General features: G+C 60.1%; 15 protein-coding genes and 1 pseudogene. 2 read left to right on the top strand and 14 right to left on the bottom strand.

Going from position 1 to position 14912, the window contains the following annotated elements; genetic code table 11:
- Window position 1: 1 nt before the first annotated feature.
- The 6 genes from pheT to thrS all read right to left on the bottom strand — a co-directional run bounded on the left by pheT (window position 2) and on the right by thrS (window position 6647).
- A complete protein-coding gene (gene pheT / locus SLW74_RS13555; RefSeq protein ID WP_410929185.1) occupies window positions 2-2380 on the bottom strand; it encodes a phenylalanine--tRNA ligase subunit beta in 2379 nt (792 codons plus the stop codon).
- 32 nt (window positions 2381-2412) lie between these two features.
- Window positions 2413-3429: a phenylalanine--tRNA ligase subunit alpha gene (gene pheS, locus SLW74_RS13550; protein WP_410929184.1), complete on the bottom strand. Its 1017-nt coding sequence runs from the start codon at window positions 3427-3429 to the stop codon at window positions 2413-2415.
- A 104-nt stretch (window positions 3430-3533) separates the two neighbouring features.
- Window positions 3534-3890, bottom strand: coding sequence for a 50S ribosomal protein L20 (rplT, locus tag SLW74_RS13545; RefSeq protein ID WP_007905879.1), 357 nt, complete (start codon window positions 3888-3890; stop codon window positions 3534-3536).
- A 28-nt stretch (window positions 3891-3918) separates the two neighbouring features.
- On the bottom strand, window positions 3919-4113 hold the full coding sequence (gene rpmI, locus SLW74_RS13540) for a 50S ribosomal protein L35 (RefSeq protein ID WP_003442181.1): 195 nt from the start codon (window positions 4111-4113) through the stop codon (window positions 3919-3921).
- A 60-nt stretch (window positions 4114-4173) separates the two neighbouring features.
- Window positions 4174-4725: a translation initiation factor IF-3 gene (infC, locus tag SLW74_RS13535; RefSeq protein WP_172613086.1), complete on the bottom strand. Its 552-nt coding sequence runs from the start codon at window positions 4723-4725 to the stop codon at window positions 4174-4176.
- A complete protein-coding gene (thrS, locus tag SLW74_RS13530) occupies window positions 4725-6647 on the bottom strand; it encodes a threonine--tRNA ligase (RefSeq protein WP_192131284.1) in 1923 nt (640 codons plus the stop codon). Before thrS ends, infC begins: the two co-directional genes overlap by 1 nt.
- A gap of 397 nt (window positions 6648-7044) precedes the next feature.
- On the opposite strand from thrS, the gene SLW74_RS13525 reads away from it, so the two are divergent.
- Together SLW74_RS13525 and SLW74_RS13520 are read left to right on the top strand one after the other, a co-directional pair.
- A complete protein-coding gene (locus tag SLW74_RS13525; RefSeq protein WP_410929183.1) occupies window positions 7045-7359 on the top strand; it encodes a hypothetical protein in 315 nt (104 codons plus the stop codon).
- Between the two features lie 297 nt (window positions 7360-7656).
- Window positions 7657-7869, top strand: coding sequence for a cold-shock protein (locus SLW74_RS13520; RefSeq protein ID WP_032631434.1), 213 nt, complete (start codon window positions 7657-7659; stop codon window positions 7867-7869).
- A gap of 70 nt (window positions 7870-7939) precedes the next feature.
- Here SLW74_RS13520 and SLW74_RS13515 read toward each other — a convergent pair whose 3' ends face one another.
- From SLW74_RS13515 to SLW74_RS13480, 8 genes and pseudogenes are all read right to left on the bottom strand, one after another.
- Window positions 7940-8278 carry an I78 family peptidase inhibitor gene (locus SLW74_RS13515; RefSeq protein ID WP_065991528.1) on the bottom strand — a complete coding sequence of 113 codons (339 nt, stop codon included), beginning with the start codon at window positions 8276-8278 and terminating at the stop codon, window positions 7940-7942.
- 206 nt (window positions 8279-8484) lie between these two features.
- A pseudogene (locus SLW74_RS13510) lies at window positions 8485-8790 on the bottom strand (hypothetical protein).
- Between the two features lie 62 nt (window positions 8791-8852).
- Window positions 8853-9881, bottom strand: coding sequence for a nucleoside hydrolase (locus SLW74_RS13505; protein ID WP_410929182.1), 1029 nt, complete (start codon window positions 9879-9881; stop codon window positions 8853-8855).
- A 42-nt stretch (window positions 9882-9923) separates the two neighbouring features.
- A complete protein-coding gene (rbsD, locus tag SLW74_RS13500; protein ID WP_369318093.1) occupies window positions 9924-10328 on the bottom strand; it encodes a D-ribose pyranase in 405 nt (134 codons plus the stop codon).
- Window positions 10325-11257: a ribokinase gene (gene rbsK / locus SLW74_RS13495; RefSeq protein ID WP_065991524.1), complete on the bottom strand. Its 933-nt coding sequence runs from the start codon at window positions 11255-11257 to the stop codon at window positions 10325-10327. The genes rbsD and rbsK overlap by 4 nt, the downstream gene beginning before the upstream one ends.
- Window positions 11258-11316: 59 nt before the next feature.
- The gene (locus SLW74_RS13490) at window positions 11317-12339 is read right to left on the bottom strand and encodes a LacI family DNA-binding transcriptional regulator (RefSeq protein ID WP_192131278.1); all 1023 of its coding nucleotides are present in this window, start codon (window positions 12337-12339) and stop codon (window positions 11317-11319) included.
- Window position 12340: 1 nt separating this feature from the next.
- Window positions 12341-13336, bottom strand: a complete 996-nt coding sequence (locus tag SLW74_RS13485) for an ABC transporter permease (protein WP_065991522.1) — start codon at window positions 13334-13336, stop codon at window positions 12341-12343.
- Window positions 13336-14886 carry a sugar ABC transporter ATP-binding protein gene (locus SLW74_RS13480; protein ID WP_369318094.1) on the bottom strand — a complete coding sequence of 517 codons (1551 nt, stop codon included), beginning with the start codon at window positions 14884-14886 and terminating at the stop codon, window positions 13336-13338. The genes SLW74_RS13485 and SLW74_RS13480 overlap by 1 nt, the downstream gene beginning before the upstream one ends.
- Between the last annotated feature and the right edge of the window lie 26 nt (window positions 14887-14912).

Below are 14912 nucleotides of genomic sequence, written 5' to 3'. Positions count from 1 at the left end.
GCTACATCCTTAACGTGGCGTTTAACCTTGCCTCTAGCGAGGTGAGAATTTGCTGCGTCGAAGCGTTTACCTCATCGTCGGTAAGAGTGCGCGATGGATGTTGCCAGGTCAAGCCGACTGCAAGGCTTTTTCTAAGCGGATCAATGCCTTTACCCTGGTAAACATCAAACAGCCTGAGGTCTGTGAGCCATTCCCCTGCATTTTCACGAATAACGTCCAGCACGGCAGTCGCCGAAACTTCACGATCGGCCAGCAGCGCCAGGTCGCGACGCACTTCCGGGAAGCGTGAAAGCTCGTGGAATTTTGGCAGGCGGCCAACAGCAACCTCAGCCAGCACCAGTTCGAAAACGAACACCGGACGATCAAGCCCCAGGGTCTTCGACAGCTCCGGGTGCAGCGCGCCGATGTAGCCGACTTCTCGCCCGTCACGCTCGATACGCGCGGTCTGACCCGGGTGCAACGCGGGATGGCTTCCGGGTACGAAACGGAAATCATCCTGCGCACCGGCGAAGCCCAGTACTGCCTCGACGTCAGCCTTGACGTCGAAGAAGTCGACGACATCGCGGCCCTGCGCCCAGCCTTCCGGCAGACGGCTGCCACAGATCACACCGGCCAGCATGGGCTCTTGCTTCAGGCCTTCCAGTTGACCGACGAATCGCAGGCCGCTCTCGAACAGACGGACGCGATCCTGCTGGCGATTGAGGTTGTGTTGCAGCGACTTCACCAGACCCGGCCACAGGGACGAACGCATCGCCGACATGTCAGCCGAGATCGGATTGGCCAGCAACAGCGGCTCAACGCCCGGGCTGAACAGCTCGAACCATTTCTGATCGATGAAGCTGTAGGTGATTGCTTCCTGATAACCGCGCGCCACCAGCAGACGACGCAAGGCCGGCAGATCACTCTGGGCTTCGGCACGCGGTTGCGGGGCCAGACGCGCCTGCGGGTAACGAACCGGCAGACGGTTGTAACCGTGAAGGCGGGCCAGTTCCTCGATCAGATCGACTTCGAGGGTGATATCAAAGCGATGACTTGGCACTTCGACGCGCCATTGCTCGCTGGCGTGAGGCGCGACGGTGAGACCGAGCGCGGTCAGCAGCCGCTCGATTTCCGCGGCGTCCATCTTCATGCCCAGCATCTGCTCGATACGCTCGGCACGCAGAATGATCGGCTCAACCGAAGGCAAGTGCTGATCACTGACGTTCTCGATGACCGGACCGGCTTCACCGCCCGTGATTTCCAGGAGCAGGCCAGTGGCACGCTCCATGGCTTCGCGGGCCAGTTGCCAGTCAACGCCGCGTTCATAGCGATGGGACGCGTCGGTGTGCAGACCATACGAACGCGCCTTGCCGGCAACGGCAATCTGATCGAAAAAGGCGCTTTCAAGGAAGATATCGCGGGTCGTCGCCGACACGCCGCTGTGCTCGCCACCCATGACACCGGCGATGGCCAGGGCACGCTGGTGGTCGGCAATGACCAGGGTATCAGCGCGCAGGCTGACTTCCTGACCATCCAGAAGCACGAGCTTCTCGCCCTCCTCCGCCATGCGCACGCGAATGCCGCCATTGATTTCGGCAAGGTCGAACGCATGCAGTGGCTGGCCCAGCTCAAGCATCACATAGTTGGTGATGTCGACTACTGCGTCGATGCTGCGGACATCCGAGCGACGCAGGCGCTCAACCATCCACAACGGCGTAGGCCGTGACAGGTCGACATTACGAATCACACGGCCCAGGTAACGTGGGCATGCCGCAGACGCGATCACGTCCACCGGACGCACTTCATCGTGCACGGCGGGAACCACTGGCACCTGCGGGCGCGTGACGACTGCGTCGTAGAGCGCACCCACTTCACGGGCCAGACCCGCGACCGACAGGCAGTCGCCACGGTTGGGCGTCAGATCGACTTCGATGCTCGCGTCGTCCAGCTCCAGATAAACGCGCACATCCTGGCCCACCGGCGCATCGGCCGGCAGCTCCATGAGGCCGTCATTGCCCTCGCCCACCTGCAACTCGGCTTGTGAGCACAACATGCCGTTGGACTCGACACCCCGCAGCTTGGCTTTCTTGATTTTGAAGTCGCCCGGCAATGCGGCGCCGATCATGGCAAACGGGATCTTCAGACCGGGGCGCACGTTTGGCGCGCCACACACAACCTGAAAAGTCTCGGCACCGTTGCTCACCTGGCAAACGCGCAGCTTGTCCGCGTCCGGGTGCTGCTCGGTGCTCAGCACCTCGCCCACCACAACACCGCTGAAAACGCCCGCTGCCGGGGTGACGCTGTCTACTTCAAGGCCGGCCATCGACAGACGAGCAACCAGCTCGTCGCGGGATACTTGCGGGCTAACCCAGCCGCGCAGCCATTGTTCACTGAATTTCATCCTGCTCTCCTAAAGAATTCGTTACGGGCGACCTAGCGAAATTGCGCGAGGAACCGCAAGTCGTTGTCGAAGAACAGGCGCAAGTCGTTGACGCCATAACGCAGCATCGCCAGACGCTCTACGCCCATGCCGAAGGCGAAGCCCTGGAATTCTTCCGGATCGATGCCCGACATGCGCAGCACGTTCGGGTGGACCATGCCGCAGCCCATGACTTCAAGCCAGCCGGTCTGTTTGCAGACGCGGCAGCCTTTGCCGCTGCACATCACGCATTCCATGTCGACCTCAGCCGAAGGCTCAGTGAACGGGAAATACGAGGGACGGAAACGCACTGCCAGCTCTTTTTCAAAGAACACGCGCAGGAATTCCTCGATGGTGCCTTTCAGGTCGGCGAAGTTGATATCGCGGTCGACCAGCAGGCCTTCGACCTGATGGAACATCGGGGAATGGGTGATATCGGAGTCACTGCGATACACACGGCCGGGGCAGACGATGCGGATCGGAGGCTTCTGCGATTCCATGGTGCGGACCTGAACCGGCGAGGTATGGGTGCGCAGCAGCATGTTCGCATTGAAATAGAAAGTGTCGTGCATCGACCGGGCCGGGTGATGGCCTGGGATGTTGAGCGCTTCGAAGTTGTGATAATCGTCTTCGACCTCAGGGCCTTCGGCAATGCCGTAGCCAACGTGGGTGAAGAACTGCTCGATTCGTTCCAGAGTGCGGGTAACCGGATGCAGACCGCCAGTGGTCTGACCACGGCCAGGCAGGGTCACGTCAATGGATTCGGCCGCGAGCTTGGCCGCAAGATCAGCCTCCTCGAACGACGCCTTGCGCACATTGAGAACCTCTGTGACACGCTCTTTGGCTTCGTTGATCAGCGCGCCGACTTTTGGACGCTCATCAGTGGGCAAATTCCCCAGGGTCTTCATCACCTGAGTCAATTCGCCCTTCTTGCCAAGGTACAGAACCCGGATTTGCTCCAGGGCATTGATATCTTCAGCGCTTTGCACGGCCTCAAGTGCTTGAGAGACCAGCGCGTCCAGGTTTTCCATGTACAGACTCCAGATACAAAATAGGGGAAGAGCTTACAAGGCTCTTCCCCTATTTATGACGTTTAACACCGAACCCCGAGCGGGGTCCGGTGATTGCCGGGGACTTAGGCCAAAGTGGCTTTAGCTTTCTCGACAATCGCAGCAAACGCCGCTTTTTCGTTCACTGCCAGATCAGCCAGAACCTTGCGGTCGATCTCGATCGACGCTTTTTTCAGGCCAGCGATGAAACGGCTGTAGGACAGACCGTTGATACGCGCACCAGCGTTGATACGAGCGATCCACAGAGCGCGGAACTGACGTTTTTTCTGACGACGGTCACGGTAGGCGTATTGGCCAGCCTTGATTACCGCTTGCTTGGCAACACGGAATACGCGTGAACGCGCGCCGTAGTAGCCTTTAGCAAGTTTCAGAATTTTTTTGTGACGCTTACGGGCAATGACGCCACGCTTTACACGAGCCATGAGTTAATTCCTCTGTTCTTGATCAAAATTAGCAAAGGCGCAGCATGCGCTTGACTTTTGCCACGTCGGACGGATGCAGCAAGCTGCTTCCACGCAATTGACGCTTACGCTTTGTCGACATTTTGGTCAGGATGTGGCTCTTGAAAGCGTGCTTGTGCTTGATGCCATTCGCGGTTTTCAAAAACCGTTTAGCTGCACCACTTTTAGTCTTCATCTTTGGCATGTTCGGATACTCCGCATTCAGTTGATAAACATAACCGCAAGGCCTGCCGTGCCCTGGTGGTTATTTCTTCTTTTTCGGGGCGATGACCATGATCAGCTGGCGTCCTTCCATCTTAGGATGCTGTTCGACCGAGCCGTATTCGAGCAGGTCAGCTTCAACCCGCTTCAACAGCTCCATCCCCAGCTCCTGGTGGGCCATCTCACGACCGCGAAATCTCAAGGAAATCTTGGCCCTGTCCCCGTCACTCAGGAAACGTACCAGGTTGCGTAGTTTTACCTGGTAATCCCCTTCCTCCGTCCCTGGACGAAACTTGATTTCTTTAACCTGGATCTGCTTCTGATTCTTCTTGGCGGCAGCAACCTGCTTCTTCTTCTCGAAGATCGATTTGCCGTAGTCCATCAGTTTGCAAACAGGGGGTACTGCATCGGCGGAAATTTCCACCAGATCCAGCTTGGCCTCTTCAGCCTTAAGAAGCGCGTCTTCAATTGACACAATCCCAAGCTGCTCACCCTCAGCCCCAATTAAACGAACCTCACGTGCCGAGATATTCTCGTTGATCGGGGCTTTCGGTGCAGCTCGTTTATCTTGTCTCATTTCACGCTTAATAATAATTACTCCGAATCTTGGCGACCACGCCGGGAAACCGCTTGTGCAAGGAACTCCGAGAACTGGGCGACCGGCATCGAGCCAAGGTCTGCGCCTTCACGTGTACGCACAGCGACAGTTTGTGTTTCAACCTCCCGATCCCCAATCACCAGGAGATACGGAATTTTGAGCAACGTATGCTCACGGATTTTAAAGCCGATCTTTTCATTTCTCAAGTCGGACTTGGCACGGAATCCGCTTTGCGCCAATGTTTTTTCCACCTCAAGGGCAAAATCAGCCTGCTTATCAGTGATATTCATGATCACTGCTTGAGTTGGAGCAAGCCACGCCGGGAAAGCGCCTTCGTAATGCTCGATCAGGATTCCGATGAAGCGCTCGAAGGAGCCAAGGATTGCGCGGTGCAACATGACCGGGTGCTTGCGACCGTTGTCTTCCGACACGAATTCGGCGCCCAGACGGATCGGCAGGTTGAAATCGAGCTGCAGAGTACCGCATTGCCAGACGCGACCCAAGCAGTCCTTGAGAGAAAATTCAATCTTCGGACCGTAGAACGCGCCCTCGCCCGGCTGCAGATCGTACGGCAGACCAGCGCTGTCAAGGGCTGCAGCCAGTGCGGACTCGGCGCGATCCCATAATTCATCGGAACCGACACGCTTCTCCGGACGGGTCGAGAGCTTCATTTCGATGTCTTTGAAACCGAAATCGGCGTAAACGGCCATGGTCAGCTTGATGAACGCCGCGGATTCAGCCTGCATCTGCTCTTCGGTGCAGAAGATGTGCGCGTCGTCCTGAGTGAACGCCCGCACGCGCATGATGCCGTGCAGCGCGCCCGAGGGCTCGTTGCGGTGGCAAGCGCCGAATTCGGCCAGACGCAGCGGCAACTCGCGGTAGCTTTTCAGGCCCTGATTGAATACCTGTACGTGGCACGGGCAGTTCATCGGCTTGATGGCGTAGTCGCGGTTTTCCGACTCGGTGGTGAACATGTTCTCGGCGTAGTTGGCCCAGTGGCCGGACTTCTCCCACAGCGAGCGGTCGACAACCTGAGGCGTCTTGATCTCGAGGTAACCGTTCTCGCGCTGGGTCTTGCGCATGTACTGCTCGAGAACCTGGTAGAGCGTCCAGCCGTTCGGGTGCCAGAAGACCATGCCCGGCGCTTCTTCCTGGGTATGGAACAGGCCCAGACGCTTGCCGATCTTGCGATGATCGCGTTTTTCGGCTTCTTCGATGCGCTGAATGTAAGCAGCCAGCTGCTTCTTGTCGGCCCACGCCGTGCCATAAACGCGCTGCAACTGCTCGTTCTTGGCATCGCCGCGCCAGTAGGCGCCGGACAATTTGGTCAACTTGAATGACTTCAGAAAACGCGTGTTCGGCACGTGCGGGCCGCGGCACATGTCGACGTATTCTTCGTGGTAATACAGGCCCATCGCCTGCTCGTTCGGCATGTCTTCGACCAGACGCAGCTTGTAGTCTTCGCCGCGGGACGTGAACACCTCGATCACTTCCGCGCGCGGCGTGACCTTCTTGATGACGTCGTAGTCCTTCTCGATGAGCTGCTGCATGCGCTGCTCGATCGCCGCCATGTCGTCCGGGGTAAAAGGACGCTCGTAGGCAATGTCGTAATAGAAGCCATCATCGATGACCGGGCCGATGACCATCCTGGCAGTCGGATAGAGCTGCTTGACGGCATGGCCCACCAGGTGCGCGCAGGAGTGACGAATGATCTCCAGGCCTTCCTGATCTTTGGGGGTGATGATTTGCAGGCTCGCATCGGTATCGATGATGTCGCTGGCATCAACCAGTTGACCATTGACCTTGCCGGCCACGGTGGCTTTGGCCAGGCCTGCGCCAATGGAGGCTGCGACCTCGGCAACGGATACCGGGTGATCGAAAGAACGTTGACTGCCGTCGGGAAGAGTAATAGTTGGCATGGCGCCTCCTCTCCTAGTGGTGACCCCTACCAAAGGTCACGTGGGTGGGATAGAGCCAGTACGCGATTCGGTGGTATGCCTGCCTCACAGTGGCAGGAGCCCGAAGGCCAACCTGAAGACCGAACCAGAGTGACTGGAACTTACGAAATCGACAGACTTGCAGCAGGGCAACGGGGCCCCGCGAGACGCGAGCTAATCTGCAGGCGCGCATGCTATCACAGGGTGACGGCAGGGTCAGCTAAACGGTAGAGGGCGGCTTATGCCGACGGCAACCGCATCGGGCGTTGCCAGGTCCACGGAACTGGTGCGCATTGATGGCCTCAGATTATCGGTAGTACACGTTCAAGGCCTGAAACCTCAACGGCCCAACGACAAAACCGACATAAAGGAATCCACCATGAAGCTTCTACGCGTTGCCGCCCTCCTCGCCCCGCTGGCCCTGACCCTGCCCCTCAGCGCTCATGCCGCGATGGACGCGAAGACCAAGACCAGCTACATGAATGAATGCACCGCCGCAGCCACCCAGAGCAATCCGTCGATGGACGCCAGTGCAGTCAAAGCGCACTGCGAGTGCGGCGCTCAGCAGATCAACCAGAACTTCTCGGACAAAGAGATCGCGTCGCTGAATGACAAAACGACGCCTCCCAGTACCGATATGACCTCTCGCCTGCAGGCCGCAGTGAGTAAAAACTGCCTGAGCGGCAAAAAATAAAAAATTTACATTTCCTTGATGCCCCCGACCGGGGCGTAAAGGAACGCCCGTGGGGCGATGCCCTGAAGGCCGCGAATTCAGCGGGTTTCAGGGCCAATGGAAGGGTTGACGGCCACACGTGCCAATGGGGCTGAAAAGGCTCGAAGTGCCCATTTGGGGCGTTATATCGAAGATGTTGACGCAAAGTTCTAATTGAAAAAGTCCAGCATTCACACAATTCGACTATGATAGCGCTCGTGTGCCCAGTTGGCCTGAGCAACACAGCACTACTGAAAATTATGTTCCTGGAGATACACCATGTCTAATCGCCAATCCGGCACCGTAAAATGGTTCAACGATGAAAAAGGCTTCGGCTTCATCACCCCACAGGGTGGCGGCGACGACCTTTTTGTACATTTCAAAGCCATTGAATCCGACGGTTTCAAAAGCTTGAAAGAAGGCCAGACTGTTTCCTTCGTGGCTGAGAAAGGCCAAAAGGGCATGCAAGCTGCTCAGGTTCGCCCGGAGTAATCCCAGCGATCTGAAAAAACCCCGTCACTGACGGGGTTTTTTATGCCTGCGATTTCATCTTGCGGTGACGTTACCCGCAATTGACGCGGTTGACCTTCCCGGAATCATCGGTGTTCAGGTTCAGACGGTCCGAGCGGTATTCCAGTGTCACGATGTCGTTGGGCCCGAGCACTCTGGCTGTCTGCGCGCCAGCCTTGGCCTTCGCCTGATCCAGCAATGCCGCTGAAGCTGGCTTGCCGACGGCGAACTGCACCGCTGCCGCATCACAACGGGCATAGCCACCAGCGGAACTGACCGGGGAACTGGCGGCGCTGTCCTCAGGCTGGCTCGAAGACTCCGACGTGCTGCTGCAACCGGCCAGCAGCGCTGCAGCGAGCACCAGACCTGATGATGCGTATTTCCAGGGCATACAACCTCCTAACATTTATTCAAAGCTGAACCTCTGCGACAGCGGTCGAGCGGCTTCGTTTCGCCGCGTCCGGGCCAGGCCATACAAGCGCGCCCCGTCGCAGGCAGCGCAGGAGTCTGCCCCAGGCATCGTCTGCCGGGCGCAATCAATCGTGACAAAACGTTAAAGCCGTGCCCGCAGGACGCGCTGCACAGGACGAGCGCGACTCAATAGACGTCGACGTAGTCCGTGGTGGGGTTGGCCCAGTTATCGCGAAGGGCGTTGTAGATCTGCGTCACCCAGACTGCATCGCTGGCCGCTACCGGGCCGACTCACCCTGACCCGGCAGCCCAGGTTTCCAGGCGAAACAGCAGTCCGCCGATGTCCACGCCGCCCACCGCGTCGCTGGAGATCCAGGCATGGCCGTCGCGACTGACGCGCAACTGATTGTGCACGCCATCCCGCGCCGCCGCGATCATTTGCCGGACCGCGTCGTGGGTAAAGGAAACGGGGTTATTGAGATCGATAGACACGGTGTGCACTCTGGTTGCTCTGCGCCACGTAGCGGGATGCCACGGGGCGCAGCACGGCTGATTTACTTCAAAAGGCCGAGGCGCTGGGTCAGCAGGTCAAAAAAGCCCTGGGCATCGCCATTTTCCACCCAGAACACATTTTTGTTCTGCGCGAGGGTGTCGTACCAGTCGGCAATGGTCTGGCCGTGGGTGACGCCTTCACGGTTGTCGATCACCAGATTGACTTGCCGGCCGCTGAACAGCTCCGGCTTGATCAGCCAGGCGATCACGCTCGCATCATGTACCGGCCCGCCGGGCAGGCCGTAATGGACCATGTCAGCCTTGACGTACTCGTTGAGAATGTCGCTGACCAGCTTGCCGGCCTTATTGTTCAGGCCATCGATCTGCTTGAGCCGCGCTTCGCTGGTAAGGATCTTGTGGGTGACGTCCAGCGGTACGTAGGTCAGCTTCACACCGCTGGCCAGCACCACCTTCGCCGCATCGGGGTCGGCGTAGATATTGAACTCGGCCACCGGGGTGATGTTGCCGCCGTTGAAATGGGCGCCGCCCATGACCACGACTTCCTTGATGCCCTGTGTAATCTCCGGCGCCTGAATCAGTGCAAGCGCCAGGTTGGTCTGTGGCCCGAGCATGGCGATGGTGATGCTGTGGGGCGCAGCTTTCTTCAGGGTGTCGACCAGGTATTGCACGGCATTGCCTTCAGCCAGCGGCTGCTTCGGCTCATGCACTTCTACGCCCGGCAGGCCTTCCTTGCCGTGGATGTTCTCGGCGTAGATCGGCGTGCGCACCAGCGGCCGGCCTGCACCGGCGTACACCGGCACCTCTTCGCGACCGGCCCATTCCCGTGCCAGCCGGGCATTGCGCGAGGTCTTATCGATACGCACGTTGCCCGCCACGGTGGTGATCGCCATGACATTGAGTTCTTGCGGCGACGCCAGCGCGAGCAGCAAGGCGACAACGTCGTCAGCGCCCGGGTCAGTGTCGATGATCACGTCGCGCTTTTCGGCGGCATGCACCGACGTGGCAGATAAAATGGCCAACAGCGCGGCACTCCTGATCAGTCCGGTGAAAAAATGATGATGCGTCTTCATGGGAACTCCTTGTTCCTGACTGCTCAATCGGAAAGATGAGCGTTAAAAAACCACACCCGCTACCAGCGCGATGTTTGTGTACGGCTGGCATTCGCCGGTGCGGATGATAGCCCGGGCGCCACGGCTGAGGTGTTTCAGCGCGTCATGACTCATCAGGCGTTGCTCGCCCAGGTCGCCCGAGGCGTGCAATGCAGTGACGGTGGCCAAGGCGGGCGGCTGTTTCGACAGCATCTCTTCGGCAAGGACATGACTCTCGACCTGCATTTCAGTCAGCACCACGTTCAGCACGCTGACGAAGTCAGGCACACCGTGGGTCAGCGCCAGATCAATGAGTTCGACGCCCGCGGGCACGGGCATCCCCGCATCGACGATCATCAGAATGTCGCCGTGCCCGAGGGACGCGATGGCGCGGGACAAGGCGATGTTAAGCAGTGGCGTTTTTTTCATGATGAATGCCCTTGTGCTGCAGAGGCCTGAACCTCGGCAAACGTAGGAATGGAAGGCTGCGCGCCTGACCGGGTCACAGACAGCGCCGCCGCGACCTGACCGAAGCGAATGGCTTCAGATTCAGACTTGCCATCGGCCAGCGCCGCTGCAAAACCGCCGACAAAGGTATCGCCTGCCGCCGTGGTGTCAACGGGCTGGACCTTGGGCGCCGGGAAGTGCTCGGAGCGCGATTTGCCGGCAAACAAGGCGCCCTGCTCGCCCAGCGTGACGATGACTTTGCTGACGCCCGCCGCGAGCAACGCCGAGGCGGCGGCGTCTGCGCTGGCGGTGCTGTCCACGGGCAGACCGGTCAATGCGCTGGCTTCGCTTTCATTGGGGATCAGGTAGTCGATCCAGGCGAACCATTCGGCCGGCAGCGGACCCGTGGCCGGTGCTGGGTTGAGGATGACGGTCTTGCCCAGTTCGTGGCCGCGCTTGAGGACGTGGCCGACGGTGTCCAGCGGCACTTCAAGCTGGCAGATGATGACTTCGGCCTGGGACAGCAAGGCATCGAAGCTGTCCACCACGGAGGCGGTGACGTGGCCATTGCCGCCGGCCACGATGACGATGGCGTTCTGGCTGCTGTCATCGACGACGATCAACGCGACGCCGGTGGACTCCCCGGCGATGCGGGTCACTGCCTGACAGTCGATGCCTTCGGCCAGCAGCGCAGCGCGAAGTTGTTCGCCGTAAGCGTCATCGCCGACGCAGCCGACCATGGCGACACTGGCGCCCAGTCGCGCCGCCGCCACGGCCTGATTGGCACCCTTGCCGCCCGGCACGGTGACGAACGACTGCCCCGCCAGGGTTTCTCCGGCTCGCGGCAAACGCGGCGCACGCGTTACCAAGTCCATGTTCAGGCTGCCCACTATCACTACTTTTGCTTGCATGACGTTTACTCTTCAGAACGCTTTCAGAACACTGTTTTGGACCGGGCAACGCGCCCGGCTCAACGAAGCTGGGTGAATGCCCGGGGTGGAGGCGCGGTGGATTCGCGCAGCACAATGCTCGGTGCAACGATCAGGTGTTCGACAGGGGTTTCCCCCCGCGCCGAGATCCGCCGCAGCAACACTTCGGCCGCACGCTCGCCCAGTTGCAGAATGGATTGGCCCACGGTGGTGAGGGCCGGGTAAACGTATTGGCTCATCTGGATGTCGTCGAAGCCAATGACCGACAGATCCACCGGGACCCGTACGTTACGTTCGGCAGCGGCGCGCAACACACCGATGCCGACCATGTCGTTGGCCGCAAAAATCGCCGTCGGCGGATCCTGCTCCAGCAGTTTGACCGCTGCGCAATAGCCACTGTGGCCGGTGAAATCGCTTTCCACCACCCAGCTTTCCGGGACGTCGACCGCGGCTTCCTGCATAGCACGGTAATACCCCGCCAGCCGCATCTTCGCCACGCTGGTCTGGACCGGGCCGCAAATACAGGCGATGTGCCGATGGCCGAGGGACAGCAAATGGGACGTCGCCAGATAAGCGCCGAGCTCGTGATCGATGCGCACCAGATCAGCCGTGACGCCGTCCAGGTCGCGGTCGACGATGACCAGCGGTGTGCGCACCGCCGCCAAACCCTCAAGGACGCTGTCACCGCCGCCCACCGACGACACGATCAGGCCGTCGACACGTTTCTCCAGGAGCACGCGCAGGTAGCTGCGCTGCTTGTCGGGGTTGTCATCGGAATTGCAGAGGATCACGCAGAAGCCGTTACGCTCGCAGTAATCCTCGATGCCCCGAGCCAGCTCGGCGAAATACGGGTTGATGCCGTTGGGAATCAACAGACCGATGGTCGCCGTGGCCTTAGCCTTCAGCGACCGCGCAACGGCGCTGGGCACGTAGTCGAGCTGCACGATAGCGGCCTCGACCTTCTTGCGCACGGCTTCGCTGACCGGTCGGGTGCGGTTAAGGACATGGGACACCGTGGTGTAGGAAATCCCGGCAATCGCCGCTACGTCCTTGATGGTTGCCATGTCAGCCGCGCCGCCGCGCGCGATTGCTGCGGTAGGTGTCGAGGACCACGGCGACGACGATGACCGCGCCGGTGATGATGCGTTTGGTTGGCTCGGTCGCGCCGATCTGCGCCAGCCCTGCCGCCAGTACCGAAATGATCAGCACGCCGAAGAAGGTGCTGATCACCGAGCCGCGCCCACCCATCAGGCTGGTACCGCCGATGACCACCGCCGCAATCACTTGCAGCTCAAGGCCTGAGCCGGCGTTGGGGTCGGCGGCTTCCAGGCGTGAAATCTGGAACAGCGCGGCGACGCCCGCCAGCAGCCCCATCAGCGAGAACACCAGGATCTTGTACGGCTTGGGGTTGATGCCCGCCAGACGCACAGCTTCTTCGTTGGTGCCGATGCCGATCAGGTAGCGGCCGAACACGGTGCGCGTCAGCACCGCCTGGGCCGCGAAGATGACGATCAGCGCGATCACGAACGACGGCGAAATGCCGAAGGCGAACGGGTTGGAGAGCCATGCAAATGAATCACCGATGTACGCAGTGCGTGAATCGGTCAGCTGATACGCGACGCCCCGTGCCATTTCCAGCACGCCGAGGGAAACGATGAAGGAGGGTATGCGCCACGCCACGGTGATCGAGCCGGTCAGCGTACCGGCCGCCGTTGCACAGGCGATGCCCAGCAACGCCGATGGAAACACGCCCCAGCCCCAGCCGAGCATGGCGACACTGACCGCCGACGCCGCCAGCGCCAGCACCGAACCCACCGACAGGTCGATGCCGCCGATGATCAGGATGAACGTCATGCCGACTGCCAGCACCATCAGGTCGGGAATCTGGTTGGCCAGGGTGCTGAAGGTTTCGTACGACAGGAAATGATCGCTGAGCAACGAGAACAACACGATCATCGCCAGCAAGGCGCCTGCCAGCCCCAGGTAAGTGCCCAGGCCGAAGTAGTTGCCGCTGCGCTTGCCCGGAGACGGCAGCGCGGCAGGAGTAGTAGAAGTTTTCATCAGTCGATCCTGGGCGCGGCTTCAGACAGCAGCGCATCACGTTTTTGATAGCCCGCGAAGGCAGCGGCAAGCAGTTCGTCCTGGGTCCAGGTGTCGCGCTCGAAGGTGTCGATCAGGCGCCCGGCGGACAGCACGCCGATGCGGTCGCAGATCAGCATCAGCTCGCGCAGATCGCTGGAAACCACCACCAGCGCCCTGCCCTGACGGGTCAGTTCACCCAGCAGCGCGTAGATGTCGAATTTGGCGCCGACGTCGATGCCGCGGGTGGGCTCGTCGAATAACATCACCTGGCAGTTACGCTCCAGCCAGCGGCCGATCACCACCTTCTGCTGATTGCCCCCCGACAACTCCGACACCAGTTGCGTGGGGCTGGAACTGCGGATGCGCATGGCTCCCACCTGGCGCTGAGCCAGAGCGATCTCCGAATTACCGTTGACCACGCCGGCACTGGAAATGGCGTCCATGTTGCCCAGCGCGATGTTGGCGCTGATCGATTGCGACAGCAGCAGGCCCTCGCCTTTGCGGTCTTCGGTGATCAAGGCAATGCCATGACCCACGGCATCCACCGGCGATTTGATCTGCACACTGCGCAACGGACTGCCGACCTCGATGCTGCCGCTGTCCGCCACGTCGGCGCCATAAATCAGCCGCAGCAACTCGGTACGCCCGGCGCCGATCAGACCGGAGATCCCGAAGATCTCCCCAGCCCGGACATCAAAGGACACGTCGCGGACCTTGTCGGAGCGATTCAAGCCTTTGACCGACAGCGCCACCGCGCCGATTTTTCGCTCGCCCAGGTCAATGTGCTCGCCCAGTTCGCGGCCGACCATCAGCGTGACCAACTGCTCGCTGTTGTAATTGGCCATGGCATCGACGCACACCAGCTTGCCGTCACGCAGCACAGCGATGCGCTGGGCGACGCGGGCCAGTTCTTCAAGGCGATGGGAGATGTAGATGATGGAAACGCCACGGTCCTGCAGGCGGGTGATCTGCTCGAAGAGCATTTCCACCTCGCGGGCCGTGAGCATCGCCGTCGGCTCGTCGAGGATCAGCACGTGGCAGTCGCCGATCAGGTTGCGGGCGATTTCGACCATCTGCTGATGGCCGATCCCCAGTTCGCTGACCAGTGTGTCCGGGTCGATGGCCTCGAGGCCGACCTGGGCCATGGCCTTGATCGCGTCCTCCCGCAGCTTGCGGCGATTGATGAATCCTGCGCGGCTGGGCAGATTGTCGAGAAACAGGTTTTCCGCCACCGACAGCGTCGGCAACAGATTGAGTTCTTGCATGACCATGCGCACGCCAAGCTTTTCGGCCTGGGTGCGACTGGCAGGCTGGTAGGGCTGCCCCTGAAATTGCATCTGGCCGGTGGTCGGGGTGACCAGACCGCCGATGATTTTCGACAGGGTGCTTTTGCCGGCGCCGTTTTCGCCGGTCAAGGCCAGCACTTCCCCGCGCATCAGCGTCAGGTCGATGTCGCCGAGTACGGGTTGGGCGTAGGTTTTGCCAATACCACTGACAGATAGAACAGCGGCCTGAGCAGACGCTGACATAACGATCTCCACGCGCCTGCCCTCAC

Origin of the sequence: Pseudomonas sp. W5-36 (assembly GCF_046540455.1) — a bacterium.
Classification (GTDB): domain Bacteria; phylum Pseudomonadota; class Gammaproteobacteria; order Pseudomonadales; family Pseudomonadaceae; genus Aquipseudomonas; species Aquipseudomonas graminis_B.
The sequence above is the reverse complement of the archived record's forward strand: the minus strand, read 5'-3'. Positions and strand labels throughout refer to the sequence as shown.